The organism is Xanthomonas sp. NCPPB 2933 (assembly GCF_056725225.1).
The window spans coordinates 1298206-1316245 of record NZ_CM161518.1 but is presented as its reverse complement, the minus strand read 5'-3'; the positions used below and the strand labels follow the sequence as shown (position 1 = coordinate 1316245).

Sequence of the window (18040 nt, the reverse complement as noted above, 5' to 3'; positions counted from 1 at the left end):
AGCGCTTGCTGCATCTGGAGCGGGCGAAGGGAATCGAACCCTCGTCAGTAGCTTGGGAAGCTACAGCTCTACCATTGAGCTACGCCCGCGTGGCGTTGCGAGAGTTTAGGCGGGTGCGGGTGTCGGGCGCAATGCGCAGACGTGACGAGGGCCGGTTGCCCGGCCCTCGTGTCTTGCAGATCTACCGCGTGGACAGCTGTGCGGCGTGGATCAGAAGTTGCCGCTGAAATTCACAAACAGCGTTGCATCGCGGGCGCTGCGCTGGGCGGTGGTGGTGCTCAGGCCGATATTGCTCTGCAGGCCCCACAGGCCGGTGCGGGCGCCCAGCACGACGGTGGCGTAGTTGCGATCGAAGTTCTGGCCCGGCACGGTGTACATGCCCACTTCCGGCATCGACTGCAGCCAGGCGCTGGCCTCGGTGCCGTCCTTGAACTCGTGGTCGTAGGTGGCCTGCACGTACGGCTTGACCGCAGCACCGTCCAGACGGACCTGGAAGCCGATGCGGCCGACCAGCGAGTCGATGTCCTGATCGGCGTAGCCCAGCGCGGTGGAGCTTTCGTTGCTTTCGGTATAGCCGTCGAGCTTGAGCTTCTGCCAGGTCAGGCCAACCACCGGGCCGTACTTGACGTTGCCTTCGCCCAGCGAATAGCCGGCGTTGACCGCGGCGGTGAGGTTGCTGCCGTCGGGCGAGCCGCTGTGCACGCGCGTGGCTGGCCCGAGCTGCACTTCGCGGTCGACGTCATAACGCAGCGCGCTGTAGCTGACCTGCGCATTGACCCATACCGGACCGGTGTACCAGCCGAAGAACGCGCCCAGGGTGGTGTCGTCCTGCTTGAAGCTGCCGTTACGGTTGCCGAAATCGGCATCCATGCTGCCGAAGCCGGCAAAGCCGCCAAACACCAGATCGCCCGCGCTCCAATCCACACCGAACAGACCGGCCGGGGCCATGCCGTCGTACAGATCGGCGTGGTCGTAGCGCTGCATGTCGCCACGCACGCTACCCCACCAGCGCAGACCGTCGGCGTCGGGCTTGCCGTCCAGATGCCACGCCACCTGGTCGGCGCGTGCGCGGCCAATGGCCTGCGCAGAATGCGTCAGCACCTGCTGCAACCGCGGCGCTTCCAGCAGCGAGATGGCGTACTGGCCCAGGATCTGGTGGGTGGCGGTGGTCGGGTGGATACCGTCGGCGAACACATAGGTGTTCTGTGCATTGGCGGCGACCAGGCTGGTCGGGTTACACGCCGGCAGCGGCACTGCCGGGTTGCAGGCGGTGCTGGTGACGTTGCTGAAACCGTAGGTACCCGGATCGGCGACCACTTCCTGCAGGATGTGGAAGGTGTCGACCGGAATCACGCGCAGGCCGGCCGAACGCAGGCCGTTGAACAATGCGGTGTTGTAGGCGGTCGCCGCAGCAGTGCCCTGCGCCATCGCGGCGGCACCGCCGGCGCGGAAGCGCGGGGTGATGCCCACATCCGGAATGGTCGGCACCATCACGTAGCGCGCGCCGGCAGCCTGCAGCGCGCCGACCGCACCGACCTGCGCGGTGACCGCGCTGCCGATGATGGCCTGCGCCTGGGCCGGCGCCGCAGCGGCGGCGAGCAGATCGTTGGCGCCGCCCCACACGGTGTAGAGCGCATTCGGGTTGGCCTGGCCGCCGTTGGCGCTCAGGTAGGTGTTGATCTGGCTGGTCACCGACGGCGCAGCGCCGAGTGCGCTGACCGAACTGGCCTGGATGCGGGCGCCACCGGCCGCGTAGTTGTCGCCGGTCTGGCCGTTGCCGTTGGGTGCGGCGTTGGTGCCGAAATGGTCGGCGACGTACTCGGCCCAGACAAAACCGGGGTTGGTAGTGAACTTGCCGGTGACTGCGCGCGAGGCGGCCGGCAGCAACGGGTTGTAGTAGCCGCTGTCGGTGAGGCTGTCACCGAAGAACACGGTCTGGTCGAACGCAGACGCAGCCATGGCCGGGGTGGCCGCAATGGCGATGGCAACGGCAATCAGGGAACGGATCGGGCGAAGAGATGTAGCCATGGGAGTGCCTGCTCAAAGGTGTGTGGAACTGGACCGGACCGGCATACGTACGCCGGCGAATGGCACATGGTTTCACCCTCGCCGCCCGCGCTCACGCTGCATTGCCGCATAACGCAAAAACGCGCGCTCCGGCGGCACGCGATGCAACAATGATGACATGAACATCCAACTCAACGGCACCCAGCGCGACGTTCCCGATGACTTGCTCCTGATCACCTTGCTTGAGCAGGAAGGTCTTGCACAACGACGCGTCGCGGTCGAGGTCAATGGCGAAATCGTGTCGCGCGGGCGGCATGCCACACACCGGTTGTGCGCTGGCGATGTGGTGGAGATCGTGCACGCGTTGGGCGGCGGTTGATGCTACGCGTAAGCCGGCGCAGCTGCGCGCGATCGGTGATAATTGCCCGATGACGACTACTGCCCCCACTGATGCATTGATCATCGCCGGCAAGGCCTACCGTTCGCGTCTGCTGACCGGCACCGGCAAGTTCAAGGATCTGGACGAAACCCGCCTGGCCACCGAAGCGGCCGCCGCGCAGATCGTGACCGTGGCGATCCGCCGGGTGAACATCGGCCAGAACCCGAACGAGCCCAACCTGCTCGATGTGCTGCCGCCGGATCGCTACACGCTACTGCCCAACACCGCCGGCTGTTACACCGCCGACGATGCGGTACGCACCTGCCGGCTGGCGCGCGAACTGCTGGACGGCCACAACCTCACCAAGCTGGAAGTGCTCGGCGACGAGCGCACGCTGTATCCGGACGTGGTGCAGACGCTCAAGGCCGCCGAGCAACTGGTCGCCGACGGTTTCGACGTCATGGTCTATACCTCCGACGATCCGATCCTGGCCAAGCGTCTGGAAGAGATCGGCTGCGTGGCGGTGATGCCGCTGGCCGCGCCGATCGGCTCCGGGCTGGGCATCCAGAACAAGTACAACCTGCTGGAAATCATCGAGAACGCCAAGGTGCCGATCATTGTCGATGCTGGCGTAGGCACGGCATCGGACGCGGCCATCGCGATGGAGCTGGGCTGCGATGGCGTGTTGATGAATACCGCCATTGCCGGCGCGCGCGATCCGATCCTGATGGCGAGTGCGATGCGCAAGGCGATCGAAGCGGGGCGTGAGGCGTTTCTGGCCGGGCGGATTCCGCGCAAGCGATATGCGTCGGCGTCGAGTCCGGTTGATGGTGTGATTGGATGAGTGGGGCTGCGTTGACATTGCGGTCGATGCGCAATGATTGGCCGCGTGACGTGGCGGATATTGCCGTTGCTAGATCCCCGCGTTGCTGCGCGTACCCCCTCACGCCGCACCCTCACCCCTCTTCCGGTGGGAGAGGGGCTTTCGTTTTACTGATGACTTAATTCATGACCGATCCGTTTACCAGTGACGGCGCCAAGATGCCGCCCAAGCCCTTCACCATCGAAGAGGGCCGCCGGCAGGTGCGCAGCTTCGTGCTGCGGCAGGGCCGCTTTACGCCTGCGCAGCAGCGCGCGTTCGATGAGTTGTGGCCGCGCTTCGGTCTGGATTACCTCGGCACGCCGCGCGATTTCGATGCCGCCTTCGGCCGTGCCGCACCCAAGGTGCTGGAAATCGGTTTCGGCAACGGCGCAGCGTTGCGCTTTGCCGCGCAGCAGGATCCCGGCCGCGACTACATCGGCATCGAGGTACATGCACCCGGCGTCGGCCGCTTGCTCAATGCCTTGCACGACGACGACAGCACGCATGTGCGCCTCTATCACCATGATGCGGTGGAAGTGCTAGAGCACGAAATCGCCGATGGCGCGCTGGACGAAGTGCGCATCTATTTCCCAGATCCATGGCACAAGAAGCGCCACAACAAGCGCCGTCTGATCCAGCCGGCGTTTGCGCAGCTGCTCGTGCGCAAGCTGCGCGATGGCGGCCGCCTGCACGCGGCCACCGACTGGGCCGATTACGCCGAACAGATGTGGGACGTGCTCGACGCCACACCGGGCCTGGTCAATCGCGCCGGCCCACGCGGCCACGTCGAACGCCCCGCCTGGCGCCCGCAGACCCACTTCGAAACACGCGGCCAGAAACTCGGTCACGGCGTGTGGGATTTGCTGTATGACCGGGATTCGGGAATCGGGATTGGGGATTCGTAACAGCGCTTGCCCGCATACTCAACGCCGCAGCGCCTGACCAATCCCCACTTCCGACTCCCGAATCTCTGCCCCCAATGGACACCGCGCTGACACTGACCAACGATATGAAGCTCGTCCTCGGGCTGGTCGGTTTCACGATGGCGATGTTTTTGTTCGAGCGCATCCGCGCCGATGTGGTGGCGTTGATCGTGCTGGTGGTGTTGGGTGTCACCGGGCTGGTGGCGCCGGAAGAACTGTTCGGTGGCTTCTCCGGTAACGCGGTGATGAGCATCATCGCCACCACCATTCTCGGTGCGGGGTTGGAGCGCACCGGTGCGTTGAATCGCTTGGCGACGTGGTTATTGAGGCGTTCGCACGGCAGCGAACAACGCTTGATGATGATGACGCTGGCCATCTCCGGCTTGAACTCGTCGTTCATGCAGAACCCGTCGGTGATGGCGCTGTATCTGCCGGTCGCCTCGCGGCTGGCCGCACGCACCGGGCTCACCCTGCAACGCATGCTGCTGCCGATCGCGGCGGCCATCGTGATGGGCGGCGCGCTCACCATGGTGGGCAATTCCCCACTGATCCTGCTCAACGATCTATTGGTGTCGGCCAACAACAACCTGCCCTCGGGCATGGCCAGCATCGAGCCGTTGACGATGTTCGCGCCGCTGCCGATCGGTGTGGCCTTGCTGATCGCCGCATTGCTGTACTTCCGGTTCTACGGCGACCGCAAGCTGATCGAAGAAGAACGCCTGATCAACGAAGGCGTCACGCCCTCGCGCACCGAGAGCTATTTCGCCAAGACCTACGGCATTGATGGCGATGTGTTCGAGCTCACCGTCAGCGCCGAAAGCCCGCTGGTCGGCATGACCCTGGGCGAGGCCGAAGCGCTGCACGACGCGCCCTTGCTGCTCGCCCTGAAGACCGGCAACGACACCCGCCTGGCGCCGCCGGCCGACATGCGCATCTGGGTCGGCAGCGTGCTCGGTGCGATGGGTCCGCGCCAGGAAGTGACCGACTTTGCGCAGAACCACTTCCTGCGCATGTCCTCGCGCTTGCGCAACCTGGGCGACCTGTTCAATCCCAGCCTGGCCGGCATTTCCGAAGCGCTGATTCCGCCCAACTCGCGGCTGATCGGCAAGACTGCTGCCGAGTTGCGTCTGCGCAAGCAGAGCGGCATCAGCCTGCTGGCGATCAACCGCGACAAGCAGGTGATCCGCGAGGACGTGCGCAACGTGCCGCTGCGTGGCGGCGACATGCTGGTGTTCCACAGCATCTGGCAGGACCTGGCGCAGGCGGCGGAAAGCCGCGATTTCGTGCCGGTGACCGACTTCCCCAAAGGCGAGCAGCGCCCGCACAAGTTCAAGATCGCCATGGCGATCTTCGCCTTCACCATCCTGATCGCGCTGACCTCGCGCCTGCCGGTGGCGCTGACGTTGATGACCGGCGTGGCCTGCATGCTGGTCAGCGGCGTGCTGCGTATGGACGAGGCCTACGCCTCGATCAACTGGAAGACCATCTTCATGATGGCCGGCCTGATCCCGCTGGGTTGGGCGATGGACAGCAGCGGCACCGCAGCCTGGGTCGCCGGCCACACCATCGACCGCCTGCCCGAAGGTGTGCCGGTATGGGCGCTGGAAATCAGTCTGGCATTGCTGACCACCGCGTTTTCGCTGGTGATCAGCCATGTCGGTGCGACCATTGTGATGGTGCCGATCGCGGTCAATCTGGCGCTGGCGGCCAACGGCAATCCCACTGCATTCGCATTGATCGTGGCGTTGTCGGCATCCAACAATCTGATGACCGCCTCCAACCCGGTGATCTCGATGGTAGCCGGCCCGGCCAACTATCAACCGCGCGAGTTGTGGCGCGTGGGCGCGCCGCTGTCGCTGATCTACATCGTAGTGATGGTGTCGATGATCAACCTGATGTTCTGGTGGGCGGCGCGCTGAATCGGCGTAGCGGTTTTTAGCAGCACGCGAGTTGCAACGCGACCTGGCACGCAACCACCATAGATATCGCCGACACGCTGCACACACTCGCCCGCGGCTTGCAGGCAACGTCGCTGCCGAAGGAGCCGAGCGACCTAGGCCAGAAAAACCTGCTCGCCCTCGATGCGCACCGGCACCGCCAGCAACGATTGACCGCGGCACGGGCCGCTGATGCATTCGCCGCCGGTGAGCTCGAAGGCAGCGCCATGTGCGACGCAGACCAGATGGCCTTCCTTGGTCTTGAGGAACTGGCCGGGCGCCCAATCCAGTCGACGGCCGGCATGCGGGCATACATTCAACCACGCACGCACCTGCGCGCCGTCGCGATACAACACCAGCGATTCCGGGCCGCCATCCCACATCGCTTCGACTTCCAGAAATCCTGCGTCAGGAATCTGCTCCAGTTCGGCAAGCGTGGTGGGCGAAGACGAAGACATGCGATCAGCCGATCGAGAACGAATGTCGATTGTGGCATGCACATGGATCGCTGCTGCACTGCACTGTCGGCGGGATCAGCGCATCAGCTCACAGCGAATACCTTGTCCATCGCAGGCCGCAAGCGACGACGGGGCGAGCCTATGCGCTAGGCCGAACGTGATGGCCGCCGCAAAACCAGAGTGCATTTAACGAACTTTTCACTCAATGACATGAAACCGCAACGATACTGCCTGCCTGTTTCCTGCCCGGCAACCCACCGCCATGCCTGCACGCATCTTCCAATTCGGCAACATTCACCACCTGTTTGCACCGCGCAAACCGCGTCATCCGTTGGTGCGCGTTGCTGCGGGTCTGGCGGGTCTGGTCATTCTTGCGGTGTTGATCTTCTTCAGCGTGTTCGTCGGTGCGGCCATGATCCTGGGCGGCATCGCCTGGAAATTGTTGAGCAAGTCCAATCGACGTGCGCCGCAGCAAGCGCGCGTGGTCGAAGCCGAATACCGCGTGGTGCGCAAGCCCGCGTTGCCGTTGTCGCACTGAGCGACGCTGCGCGCATGACGCGCAGACGGTGTTGTCGTACACCGCCAAACGGCTAGACTCACGCGTCCCGTTCCCCAAGGATGCGTGCATGACCCACGATGTGATTCCCGCCGCCGATGTTCCGCGCATTCCGGTGGTTGGTGGCGGCAACTTTCCGGTGCACCGCATCTACTGTGTGGGCCGCAACTTTGCCGATCACGCGCGCGAGATGGGCGCCACCGCGCCTGCCTCCAAAGCCGAACGCGGCCAGCCGACGTTTTTCATGAAGCCTGCCGACGCGATCGTGGTCGGTCACGGCGACCACATTCCGTATCCGCCCGGTACCAAGGAACTGCACCACGAAGTGGAGCTGGTGGTGGCGCTGGGCCGCGATGCGCCGGCCGGCGAGTTGCCGGTGGATCAGGCTGAAGCCCTGATCTATGGCTATGGCGTGGGCCTGGATCTGACCCGTCGCGATCTGCAGGCAGCCGCCAAAGCCAAGGGCCTGCCGTGGGACATCGCCAAGGGCTTCGATCATTCCGCGCCAGTCAGCGAGCTGGTGCATGCCGGTGAAGTGGGCGCGCTGGACGCGTTGAACCTGTCGCTTGAGGTCAATGGTGAAGTACGCCAGCAATCGCTGCTGGATCAGATGATCTGGAATGTGCCGGAGATTCTGCATGAGCTCTCCAAGCTCTATGCATTGCGCGCGGGCGATCTGATTTTCATGGGCACGCCGGCCGGTGTCGGTCCGCTGCTGCCGGGCGATCAATTCAGTGCGCGCCTGGAAAACGTGGCCGAGCGCCACGGCATCATCGCGGGCTGACACGCAGCCCGCTACGATCTCATTGCGGCAGTTGGTCCGCGACCGCATCTGGAGTGCGCTATGGGAATGGTCAGCGAATTCAAGCAATTCGCGATGCGTGGCAATGTCATCGACCTGGCGGTCGGTGTGGTCATCGGTGCGGCGTTCGGCAAGATCGTCACCGCGCTGGTGGAGAAGATCATCATGCCGCCGATCGGCTGGGCCATCGGCAATGTGGATTTCTCGCGGCTGGCGTGGGTGCTCAAACCGGCCGGCGTCGATGCCACCGGCAAGGAAATCCCGGCCGTGGCGATTGGCTATGGCGATTTCATCAACACCGTCGTGCAGTTCGTGATCATTGCCTTTGCGATCTTTCTGGTGGTCAAGCTGATCAACCGCCTCACCCAGCGCAAGCCGGATGCTCCCAAAGGCCCGAGCGAAGAAGTGCTGTTGCTGCGCGAGATTCGCGACTCGCTGAAGAACGACACGCTGAAGACGCCAGACGTGCCGTAAGCGGACACATCCACTGCGCAACTTCGCGCAGGAGGATGACCTTTCGCACGCAGACGGGGGACCTCGCGCTGATAAGCTCGGGGTCCCCCTTGTCGTTGGAGCCGCCCTGCATGCGTCGTCTCGCTGTCGCCATCTCTGCCCTACTCGCTTGCGCGCCCGCGCTGGCCGCACCAACCACCATCGCCGATAGCGCGCTGCGCACCGCCGCACAGCTGCGCGAGCAGGCGTTGGCCGACAGCACCGGCTTTGCAGTGGTGGAATCGTTGACCACCGAAGTGGGCCCGCGGATTGCCGGCGGCGAAGCCGATCCGCGCGCGGTGGCCTGGGCCAAGGCCAAGTTCACCGCGCTGGGCTTCGACAAGGTGTGGACCGAGCCGGTGACGTTTCCCAAGTGGCAGCGTCGCAGCGAGCAGGCCACGGTGATCGGCGCGCATGCGCAGCCGCTGCACATCACCGCGCTGGGCGGCAGCCCGGGCGGCACTGTCGAAGGCGAGGTGGTGCGCTTCGAAAATCTCGCTGCGTTGCAGGCTGCACCGGCCGGCTCGCTCACCGGCAAGATCGCGTTCGTCGATTACCAGATGATCAAGGCACGCGACGGCCAGGATTACCGCAATGGCGGCGCGGTGCGCAGCAAGGGACCGTCCGAAGCGATTCGCAAGGGCGCGATTGGCTTTGTGATGCGCTCGGCCGGCACCGACTCGCATCGCGTGCCGCATACCGGCATCACCCGTTTCGATGAAGGCGTGACACCGGTGCCGGCAGCAGCGTTGTCGGTACCGGACGCCAATCAGCTCGCACGGCTCACCGCGCTGGGCAGCACGCGTCTACGGTTGGCGCTGGATTGCGGCTGGGATGGCACGGCGACCTCGTACAACGTGATCGGCGAAATCACCGGGCGCAGCAAGCCGAAGGAAGTGGTGGTGATCGGCGGGCATCTGGATTCGTGGGATCTGGGCACCGGCGCGATCGACGATGGTGCAGGCGTTGCGATCACCATGGCCGCGGGCCACCTGATCGGCCAACTCAAGCAGGCGCCCAAGCGCACGATTCGCGTGGTGGCCTTCGCCAACGAAGAGCAAGGCCTGTATGGCGGCAAGGCGTACGCGGCCGCACACGGCAAGGATGCCAAGGACATGGCGCTGCATCAGATCGGCGCAGAGAGCGACTTCGGCGCCGGGCGCATTTATGCGTTCAACACCGGCTCGGCGGCACCGGAAGAATCACGTGCGGCGACCAAGCAGATTGCCGAGGTGCTCGCACCGTTGGGCATCGCGTATGAGCCGAGCAAGGGCGGCCCCGGCCCGGATGTCGGCCCGATTTCTGCCAAGGGTGGCGCGTGGGCATGGCTGGCGCAGGACGGCACCGACTACTTCGATCTGCATCACACCGCCGACGACACCCTGGACAAGATCGACCCGAAGGCGCTCGCACAAAACGTGGCCGCCTATACGGTGTTTGCGTATCTGGCGGCAGAAGCGGATGGCGATTTCGGTAGTCGTGCGAAAGTTGTGCAGCCGCCGAGCGAGTAAGCGCGGCTAAAGACGTCCGCGGGCGGACGTCGGTTGAGCACAGGCGGCACAGGTGACGCACACGGTGTGCGTTATCGGTGCCGATCCCGAACATCGACAGCGCCGCTTACCAGCAGCGAAGCCAATCTCAGTCGCTGCAGGCTTCAAGCGCACCCCCTGCCCTTTCGCTTCCACTCCAGGACGAGCACACACAATGGCGGCCAAGCGGCAACGCAGTGCGAATACTGCAGCGACTCTGCTGGATGTCGCCAAACACGCCGGCGTCTCGCCGATGACCGCCTCGCGCGTCATCAACCGCCACCCGCATGTGGGTGAAGACATGCGCGTGCGCGTGGAAGCCTCAGTGCAGGCATTGGGCTACCGGCCCAACCTGGCCGGCCGCTCGTTACGCACCAGCGGTCTGTTGCGTATCGGTGTGCTGTACAGCAATCCCAGCGCCGCCTATCTCAATCAGTTCATGCTCGGCTTGCTCGAACAGAGCAGCCTCAATGGCAGCCAGGTGCTGGTGGAAAAATGCGGCGCCATCCGCAGCCAACGTGCCGCGACCGAGCGCTTGCTCGCCGCTGGCGTGGACGGCGTGATCCTGCCACCGCCGTTATGCGATTCGCGCCAGACCATCGCCGAACTCGATGCACGCGGCATTCCGGTCGTGGCGGTGGCCAGCGGCGCGCCGATGGCGCAAATCAGCTCGGTGCGCATCGACGACTATCAGGCCGCGCGCGCCATCGTCGATCATCTGATCGAGCTGGGCCATCGCCGCATCGCCTTGATCAAGGGCGACCCCAAGCACACCCCGAGCGCATTACGCGCCAATGGCTATCTCGACAGCTTGCAGGCCGCAGGTTTGACGGCGGCCGAGGAGTTGATCGCCGAAGGATTATTCACCTATCGCTCCGGCCTGCTCGCCGCACGCAGCCTGCTCGCACAAGCGCAACCGCCCACCGCCATCTTCTGCAGCAACGACGACATGGCCGCTGCGGCCGTGGCAGTCGCACACGGCCTGGGCTTGCGCGTGCCCGAAGATGTCTCGGTCGCAGGCTTCGACGACACCCCGGTGGCCACCACCATCTGGCCAGAGCTCACCACCGTGCATCAACCGGTCACCGCGATGGGACGCGCCGCAGTGTCGCTGCTGGCCGATGCAATCCGTCAGCGACGCAAGGGCGATACCGCACCGGGCGTGCATCAGGTGATGAAGTACACCATGGTCAAGCGCGGATCCACGGCGGGTCCGCCGGCACGGTAACCGCTACATCGATCCGCAGCGTGTAACGCCGGTGCCATTACGCACAAAAAACGGCCGCATCGCTTCCCGACGATGCAGCCGAATGGGAGGGTGCCCGACGTTTCCATCGGGCGTACTGCAGCGCCGCATTCAACGGCGACGGGAAGAAAGCGCAATGACCGCTTGGAGAGTGGACAACACGCAAACATGTGCGACACAGCGCATAGCTGCGCCGTGTCGCACATCGGTGCAAGCGGATCAGAAGCGCAGACGCAAACCCGCGTAATAACGACGCTCAAAGATGTTCTGGTCGTAGTAGTGATTGGTCCACTGCGCGTACCGGCGTTCGCTTTCGCCGGTGAGGTTGGTGGCCTGTGCGTACAGCGTCAGGTGATCATTGACGTCGTAGCTGAGCGATGCATCCAGATAGCCCACATCGTCGTTCCAGATCGCCAGCTCATCGCCCCAGGCCCCGCTGTTGACCTGGCTGAAGCGCTTGCTGCGCCAGTTGTAGGCCACGCGTGCCTGCAGCTTGTCCTTCTGGTACCACAGCACCGCATTGGCCTGATGCTTGGAGTTGTCGCCGATCGGCAGCGTGTTGCCGTCGATATCGGTATTGTCGGTTTCGGCATCGGAGAAGGTGTAGTTGATGTTGGTGCCGAAGCCGCTGAGCCAGCCGGGCAGGAAATCGAATGCCTGCTGGTAGCCGATTTCGAAACCTTTGATCTTGCCGCCACCGCCGTTGACGATGCGCTCGACCGTGCCGCCCTGACGCACCACGCCATCGGCGTCGGGCAACAGTTCGATATTGGTCACGGTGGTGGGAAACGACTTCACATCGATCAGGAACGCACCCACGCTGATCAACGAGGCATCGGCGAAATACCATTCCCACGAGGCGTTGTAGTTGGTGGCGCGGTACGGATCCAGATCCGGATTGCCGGAGCGGCCGTTGAGGAACAGCACCGCATCGGAGGGCAGCGCGGGGTTACGCGGTGGCGTGCCGTTGACCGCATAGAAGCTCACCAGGCCGCGACCGAGATCGGGCAGATCCTGACGCGCCACCGCCTTGTTGTAGGCAAAGCGCAGCTTCTGCGCATCGGTGATATCCAGCGAGAGGTTGGCGGTAGGCAACACGTCGGTGTATTGGCGGTTCAATCGATTGGTACCGATCGCCGGGCTGACACCGTTCCATTCGACATTGCCGATAAACACATTGCCGCTGCTCAGATACTGATCGATCGCCAGCTTGGTCTGCACGATGCGTGCGCCGATGTTCGCCGTCCACGGCACCGCACTGCCGGTGCCGCCTTCCAGATTCGCCAGAAAGTACGCTGCGGTGCTCTTCTCGGTGACCTTGTACGAATCGGCGGCCTGCTGGTAGGCCACGTTGCCGGGGTACAGGCTGTTGAGATAGCCCACCGGGTCCTTCATGACCTGCGGGTTGATCGCCGGCAGGCCCTGGCTGCTCAGGCCGGTGACCTTGAGCGGATCGAAGTCGTTGAAGTACGCCCAGTAACCGAGGATCGAATTGAACGGCAGCAGGCGCGCTTCGGAGACGCCGCTGCAGGTATCCACGATCAGCGGATCCTTGAAGTAATACAGCGAGCGGTTCGGGTCTGCGCAGCTGCTCGACACCGGCGACAGGTAGCGATAGGTATCCAGCTTGACCTCGCGCTCGCCGTAACGGATGCCGAACTGGAAACCGCGCACCACGCCCTCATCGAACTCGAAGGTACCGTCGGCGCGGAACGCATCCATCGTCGCTTCGATCTTGTTGCCCTGCGCCCAGGTGGACATCAGCTGCCAGTTGTCCGGGTTGGACACATCGGTGCCGAGGTTGACCGCCGGATAGGTGCCACGGAAATCCACCGAGGCATCCACCGTCGGCAAGCCATTGGCGTTTGCCCATTGCGTCACGCCACCGGCGCGGGTGATCTGGTCGCCGCGCGTCACCACCGCATCGGCGCGCGCTTCGTCATAGGTGCGCTCGGCATCGCCGTGCACCCAACGGAACGAGGCGCGAAACGGGCCGCCATCGTCGAAGCGGAGTTCCAGATTGGTGTTCAACGCATTCGAATCGGCCACACCGGCCATGGAATGCGCTTGAAAGCGGTTGTAGCGGAACTGGCCATATTCGAGCACGCCATTGGGATCGACCACCGACCCCGGCTGCAATTGGTTGGTGGCCCAGCCGGTATGCAGCTGCGCGGCCACCGAGGTGTCCTGGTCTTCGAGCTTGGTGTAGGCCGCATCGGCCAGCACCGTCCATGACTCGTTGATGTTGAATTGGAACGAGCCGTTGACGCCGGTGCGCTGGCGATCGGTGCTGCGGTTATCCAGTTCGGTGGCCACCCAGTTGTAGAAATAATCGCGCGGCAGATTGCTCGGGTCGGTATTGCTGCCGATGCGTCCATCGCCGTTGAAGTCGAAGCCCACGTTCTGCTCGGTGGATTTCTGCGCGCCGTTGGAATACACGCTGGGGTGCTTGTTCTCCAGCGTGGCATCGGAATACGACACCGCCAGCAATGCCCCCCAACGCTCGGTGCGGAAGCTGGCCAGGCCCGAGTACAGCTCATTGAGTTCCTGCACGCGATCGCCGTAGGACCCTTCGGCCTGGCCACTGAAAGTCCAGCCTTCCGGCAGATCGAACGGGCGGCGCGTCTTCAGCGACACGGTCCCGCTGATGCCGCCATCCAGATCGGCGGCGGTGGGCGACTTGATCACGTCCACGCCACTGAACAAGGTCGGCGGAATGTCGACGAAATCAGGCTGCGCGCGGCCGATGTTCGGCTGCCCGTATTGGTCGCCACCACCGGCGCTCAGGTACAACTCGCCGTTCATGGTGGTCTGCACCTGCGGCATGCCGCGAATATTGAGCTGCGAGCCTTCGCCGGCCGAGCGCCGGATCTGCACGCCGGGCACGCGTTGCAGCGAATCGGTGATGGTGACGTCGGGCAATTTGCCGATGTCTTCGGCAGAGATCGAATCAATGATCTGCGCGGCGGTACGCTTGTTTTCAATGGCCTCGGCCTGCGCGCCGCGCACGCCTTTGACCATGACCTTGTCCAGTTCGGTGACGCCAGCAGTGGTGCTGGCGTCCTGCGCGTTGACGCTACCGGCAAGCAAGGTGAGCGCCGCCGCGAGTGAGGCAGCCAATGGGGTGTGACGGGTGTTCGCATGCAGCTTGTTCATGGTCCCCTCCCAGGGATGACGACAATCCACGACCGTTTCGAATGGCATTGCAGGCACGGCAATGCGGTATTGGCTGACGTGCGATCGGCACGTCAGTACGAGCGCCGTGCAAGGCACGGCGCGGCAACTTGCTGGCGCCGCTACGGAAGCCCGTTGGCAGCACCTGTTGAGGGTTCGACATTCCAGCCACGCACTTGCAACGTGGCGTTGCGCAGGCTCGCCGCAGACGGACCGCGAATCTCCACCTCGCGCTGCTCGCCTGGCACCAGACTGAGATAGTTGTCGCTGTAATACGCCGGCAGGATGCGCTGGCCTTGCGCATCCACCAGGGTCAGCTTGGTGTTGAGCGCAACCTGCTGCGATGCATTCCGCACGGTGGCGCGCAGCACCGGCTCCGCACCGTCCTGCAACTGCGTACTGAGCTGCACCGGCACTGCCGCCAACGCATCCAGGCCGCGCATGGCGGCCGCATCGCGCGCCACCCAATAGAAATTACGCGAGCGCACGACGGCGTCGCGGTCGAGCAATTGCAAGCGCACAAAACCAAGCCCATTGGTGTCCTTGAGCAGCGGCGCCAATTGCAGCACCGGTGCAGACACCGCAACCGCCGCTGCATCAACCGCCTGCTCGCGCTGTTGCAGCAGCTTGCCATCGGCACCGTAGATCTCCGCACGCACACGCAAGCCGCTGACCGGCTCGGCCGCGTTATTGACCACGACCACCTCGTGGCCTGGCAAGTTCATCTGCACATGCAGCATCTCTGCTGCGTTGCGCACGCCGTAATAAGCGGCGTGGGTGTCGTAGTCGTGGCTGTAGATCTGCCACATATTGCTGGGCCATGCGGGATGGCTCATCCATAGCAAGCGCCCGCTGTTCTTGCTCCACAGCTGCGCGTTGAAACCCTCGAAGATCGCGCGGTGGGTGTCGTAATTGAGCAGCTGCGCCTTGCGCTCGAAATCAGCCAGGCTGGTCGGCGCGCCGAGCTTGTCGGTGAGCGTGCGCATGAAGCTGCCGGTGTCGCCATTACCGGACTGGTGCCAGTCGTGGTACGCCCAGGCATCACCAATCGGCCACTGATCCTGCACGGCAGGTACCGACGCCTTGAACGACTCCAGCGTGGAGAACGAAGGCGTGCCCACTTCCACCGAAAACCCTTGCGCCAGCTTGTTGAAGTACGCCACCGGCTCGCGGTAGTTGTACGGCCCGCTGCCCTGCAGATTGATCTCGTTGGAACTGCCGGTGTACCAGCGCGTGCCATCGAGTTCGGCAACCAGTGTGTCCAGGCCTTCGTTGAGGATGGGAGCCGGCACGCCTTCGTTACGCCCGAACCACAGCACGATGGAAGGATGATTACGGAAGCGCTTGATCACCTCGGCGGCATTGTCCAGGAACAGCGCCGCGTCGGCCGGCTCCATGTTGTAGTTCTGGGTGGACTGCCAGAAGTCGTTGAACACCAACATGCCGTATTCGTCGGCCAGCTCGAAGAAGCTGGCTTCGGTGTTCTGCCCCACCCAGTTACGCACCACATTGAAATGCGCATCGCGCTGCAGGCGGAAGTACGGCTCCAGCCGTTCGCGCGAGACCCGCTTGCGCCAATCGTCCATGCCCCAGTTGCCGCCCTTCACCGCAATGCGCACGCCATTGATGCGCAGCGCCAGATGCGGGGCCAGGGTGGTGTCGTCGAGTTGCTGTACGGCGGGCGAAGACAACGCGCCGGGATACAACGACTGTGCATTGCCACCGGGCACCGGGCGAATCGCGTCATGACGCACGTCGATAATGCGCTCGCCACGTTGCCGCGCCTGATTGAGATCCACCAGCACGCGGCGTAGCGCGCCATCGTCGTCGAACAACGATAGTTCGTAGGTCACCTGACGAATGCCAAAGCGCAGCTGCTGCGCGTCCGAGCGCGTGCCGGCGATATCGAAACCGACCTGCAAGGTATACAGCGCAGGCTCGCCATAGCCGTTGGGCCACCACAGGCGCGGATTGGCGATGATCAACTGCGGCGTATCGGCAGCGGTGAGCTTGAGCGTGCTGCCACCGGCCGGCACAGTGACCTCGCGCTGGATGCGCACATCGCCGAAGGCCAGCTGCAAGGTGCCCTGCACTGCTGCGTTGGTGTCGTTGCGCAGTGGCACGCTGACCTCGAGTTCAGCGCGGTGGTGATCCGGTGCCAGCCGCGCGGTGACCACCTGCGTATCACCGAGCGCGACGGGACCTGTTGCATGCAACTGCACGTCTTGCCACAGACCGGCATTGCGATCGCGCACCGCCGGAATCCAGTCCCAGCCTTCGCTGGCGATAAAGGTCGGCCCGTCCAGCGCCTGCATACCGCCATTTTCGCCGACGCCCGCCGTCATCGATTGTTCGTGTGCGATGCCCGGATGCGGCGGCGGGGATACGCGCACCGCAACGACATTCCAGCCCGGCTTGAGCTGCTTGCTGACATCGAAGCGGCCACGCGCGAATGCACCCCGGGTGCGCCCGACCTGGGTGCCGTTGACCCAGACTTCGCCGGCATAGTTGATGCCGTTGAACAGCAGTTCCAGTCGCTTGCCTTGCAGTGCCGCAGGCACATCGAAACTGCTGCGGTACCACCAATCCTGCCGGCTCAACGATTCGGGAATCGCCATGTTGTTGAGGCCGATATCCGGATCCGGATACACGCCGCGATCCACCAGCGTGGTGAGCACCGTACCCGGCACGGTCGCGGCGCGCCACGTGGTCTTGCCCACTGCGTAATCGCTGCGCGACAGCCTTGCACCGGTAGATTGACCAAGGTCCGCTGCCGCAGCCAACTGCCATGCCCCGACCCGCCATGACGCGGCATCCAGCGGCTGCAGCGCCGGTGCGTTCGGCACTGGCTTGGCAACCGGTGTCGAGAAGGCCGCTGCACTGCGTGGCAAGGTCGCCGCAGGCTGCGGCGCAAGCTGCCCAGCCATCTGCTTGACCTGCACACGCCAGCCAGGCGATGCGTCTTCAAAGCGCTGCAACGCAGGATCCGGCGCCTGCCTTGCAAGCCGCGCGATGGCTGCCGCATCCAGTGCACCCGCCTGCGCGGTAAAGCCCGCGATCTCCCCACCGAAGTGCTGTGTATACGCAGCCGGTTGCTGACGCGGGCCGAATACCAATGTTGGCGCAACCGCGAGCTGCTGCACCTTGCCGTTGGCAACCTCACGGCCATTTGCATACAGCGTCAGACGCGCGCCTTGTGCAACTGCGGCGATGTATGTCCACGTCCCTGCGCGCAGTGTCTGCTTGCTGCGCAGCACGTTGTCGCCACCCTGCACAAAGCCGAGCTTGCCGTCGTCGACAACAAAATAACGGCCAGTGCCTTGCGGATCGCCCACACCGGCGATCAACGCAGGGCCTGTCGTTGCACTGGATAGGCGCACCCAACCGGACACGCTCCAATCGGCGTTGGCGGCAAGCAATGGCGTATCGGCAGCGAGCTTCTTGGTCAGCCCCACCCCGCCCGCAAGCACGCGCACATCGTAAGGACCCGGCGGATCGTCGGCAGGCGCAGCCTCCACTGCAGTCCAACCGATGCAACCACACAACAACCACAGCGCTCCACGGCGGAACGCCTTGCGAACCATCAGCATTAGAGGCCTCTCCCAAGCTCTACTGCCAAACAACGGTGCACATCGCCGGACGCAACCAACAAGACGAGTCGCAACTGTCTTGTCG

Annotated in this window: 13 protein-coding genes and 1 tRNA gene; 9 read left to right on the top strand and 5 right to left on the bottom strand. The window is 64.0% G+C overall.

What is annotated here, in order from left to right; genetic code table 11:
* Positions 1-15: 15 nt before the first annotated feature.
* Positions 16-89: transfer RNA gene (locus AC1PLU_RS05470), tRNA-Gly, on the bottom strand.
* Positions 90-210: 121 nt separating this feature from the next.
* Entirely contained in the window at positions 211-1995 is a 1785-nt protein-coding gene (locus tag AC1PLU_RS05465) for an autotransporter outer membrane beta-barrel domain-containing protein (RefSeq protein ID WP_481108470.1), read from the bottom strand.
* 190 nt (positions 1996-2185) lie between these two features.
* On the opposite strand from AC1PLU_RS05465, the gene thiS reads away from it, so the two are divergent.
* From thiS to AC1PLU_RS05445, 4 genes are all read left to right on the top strand, one after another.
* Positions 2186-2386, top strand: coding sequence for a sulfur carrier protein ThiS (gene thiS, locus AC1PLU_RS05460; protein ID WP_481107919.1), 201 nt, complete (start codon positions 2186-2188; stop codon positions 2384-2386).
* A gap of 49 nt (positions 2387-2435) precedes the next feature.
* Complete coding sequence (locus AC1PLU_RS05455; protein ID WP_481107918.1) at positions 2436-3230, top strand: thiazole synthase; 795 nt, start codon at positions 2436-2438, stop codon at positions 3228-3230.
* A gap of 164 nt (positions 3231-3394) precedes the next feature.
* Positions 3395-4153: a tRNA (guanosine(46)-N7)-methyltransferase TrmB gene (gene trmB / locus AC1PLU_RS05450; protein WP_481107917.1), complete on the top strand. Its 759-nt coding sequence runs from the start codon at positions 3395-3397 to the stop codon at positions 4151-4153.
* Between the two features lie 74 nt (positions 4154-4227).
* Entirely contained in the window at positions 4228-6090 is a 1863-nt protein-coding gene (locus AC1PLU_RS05445) for an SLC13 family permease (protein WP_023904931.1), read from the top strand.
* 134 nt (positions 6091-6224) lie between these two features.
* On the opposite strand, the gene AC1PLU_RS05440 is transcribed toward AC1PLU_RS05445, so the two are convergent.
* The gene (locus AC1PLU_RS05440; protein ID WP_481107916.1) at positions 6225-6566 is read right to left on the bottom strand and encodes a Rieske (2Fe-2S) protein; all 342 of its coding nucleotides are present in this window, start codon (positions 6564-6566) and stop codon (positions 6225-6227) included.
* Between the two features lie 262 nt (positions 6567-6828).
* On the opposite strand from AC1PLU_RS05440, the gene AC1PLU_RS05435 reads away from it, so the two are divergent.
* From AC1PLU_RS05435 to AC1PLU_RS05415, 5 genes are all read left to right on the top strand, one after another.
* Positions 6829-7104 (top strand): hypothetical protein, encoded by a 276-nt coding sequence (locus AC1PLU_RS05435; RefSeq protein ID WP_006448453.1) that lies wholly within the window; start codon positions 6829-6831, stop codon positions 7102-7104.
* A gap of 88 nt (positions 7105-7192) precedes the next feature.
* Entirely contained in the window at positions 7193-7906 is a 714-nt protein-coding gene (locus AC1PLU_RS05430) for a fumarylacetoacetate hydrolase family protein (protein ID WP_006448454.1), read from the top strand.
* A 60-nt stretch (positions 7907-7966) separates the two neighbouring features.
* The gene (gene mscL / locus AC1PLU_RS05425; RefSeq protein WP_023904934.1) at positions 7967-8398 is read left to right on the top strand and encodes a large-conductance mechanosensitive channel protein MscL; all 432 of its coding nucleotides are present in this window, start codon (positions 7967-7969) and stop codon (positions 8396-8398) included.
* A gap of 110 nt (positions 8399-8508) precedes the next feature.
* On the top strand, positions 8509-9927 hold the full coding sequence (locus AC1PLU_RS05420; RefSeq protein ID WP_481107915.1) for a M20/M25/M40 family metallo-hydrolase: 1419 nt from the start codon (positions 8509-8511) through the stop codon (positions 9925-9927).
* A 193-nt stretch (positions 9928-10120) separates the two neighbouring features.
* Positions 10121-11173, top strand: coding sequence for a LacI family DNA-binding transcriptional regulator (locus AC1PLU_RS05415; RefSeq protein ID WP_481107914.1), 1053 nt, complete (start codon positions 10121-10123; stop codon positions 11171-11173).
* 237 nt (positions 11174-11410) lie between these two features.
* Here AC1PLU_RS05415 and AC1PLU_RS05410 read toward each other — a convergent pair whose 3' ends face one another.
* Positions 11411-14347, bottom strand: a complete 2937-nt coding sequence (locus AC1PLU_RS05410) for a TonB-dependent receptor (RefSeq protein WP_481107913.1) — start codon at positions 14345-14347, stop codon at positions 11411-11413.
* Between the two features lie 140 nt (positions 14348-14487).
* The gene (locus AC1PLU_RS05405; protein ID WP_481107912.1) at positions 14488-17955 is read right to left on the bottom strand and encodes a glycosyl hydrolase 2 galactose-binding domain-containing protein; all 3468 of its coding nucleotides are present in this window, start codon (positions 17953-17955) and stop codon (positions 14488-14490) included.
* Positions 17956-18040: the final 85 nt, after the last annotated feature.

What these genes read in the sequence shown, in the direction of transcription:
- thiS (WP_481107919.1), top strand. Translation starts at nt 2,186, where the DNA reads ATGAACATCCAACTCAACGGCACCCAGCGCGACGTTCCCGATGACTTG.
- AC1PLU_RS05455 (WP_481107918.1), top strand. Translation starts at nt 2,436, where the DNA reads ATGACGACTACTGCCCCCACTGATGCATTGATCATCGCCGGCAAGGCC.
- trmB (WP_481107917.1), top strand. Translation starts at nt 3,395, where the DNA reads ATGACCGATCCGTTTACCAGTGACGGCGCCAAGATGCCGCCCAAGCCC.
- AC1PLU_RS05445 (WP_023904931.1), top strand. Translation starts at nt 4,228, where the DNA reads ATGGACACCGCGCTGACACTGACCAACGATATGAAGCTCGTCCTCGGG.
- AC1PLU_RS05440 (WP_481107916.1), bottom strand. Translation starts at nt 6,566, where the DNA reads ATGTCTTCGTCTTCGCCCACCACGCTTGCCGAACTGGAGCAGATTCCT.
- AC1PLU_RS05435 (WP_006448453.1), top strand. Translation starts at nt 6,829, where the DNA reads ATGCCTGCACGCATCTTCCAATTCGGCAACATTCACCACCTGTTTGCA.
- AC1PLU_RS05430 (WP_006448454.1), top strand. Translation starts at nt 7,193, where the DNA reads ATGACCCACGATGTGATTCCCGCCGCCGATGTTCCGCGCATTCCGGTG.
- mscL (WP_023904934.1), top strand. Translation starts at nt 7,967, where the DNA reads ATGGGAATGGTCAGCGAATTCAAGCAATTCGCGATGCGTGGCAATGTC.
- AC1PLU_RS05420 (WP_481107915.1), top strand. Translation starts at nt 8,509, where the DNA reads ATGCGTCGTCTCGCTGTCGCCATCTCTGCCCTACTCGCTTGCGCGCCC.
- AC1PLU_RS05415 (WP_481107914.1), top strand. Translation starts at nt 10,121, where the DNA reads ATGGCGGCCAAGCGGCAACGCAGTGCGAATACTGCAGCGACTCTGCTG.
- AC1PLU_RS05410 (WP_481107913.1), bottom strand. Translation starts at nt 14,347, where the DNA reads ATGAACAAGCTGCATGCGAACACCCGTCACACCCCATTGGCTGCCTCA.
- AC1PLU_RS05405 (WP_481107912.1), bottom strand. Translation starts at nt 17,955, where the DNA reads ATGCTGATGGTTCGCAAGGCGTTCCGCCGTGGAGCGCTGTGGTTGTTG.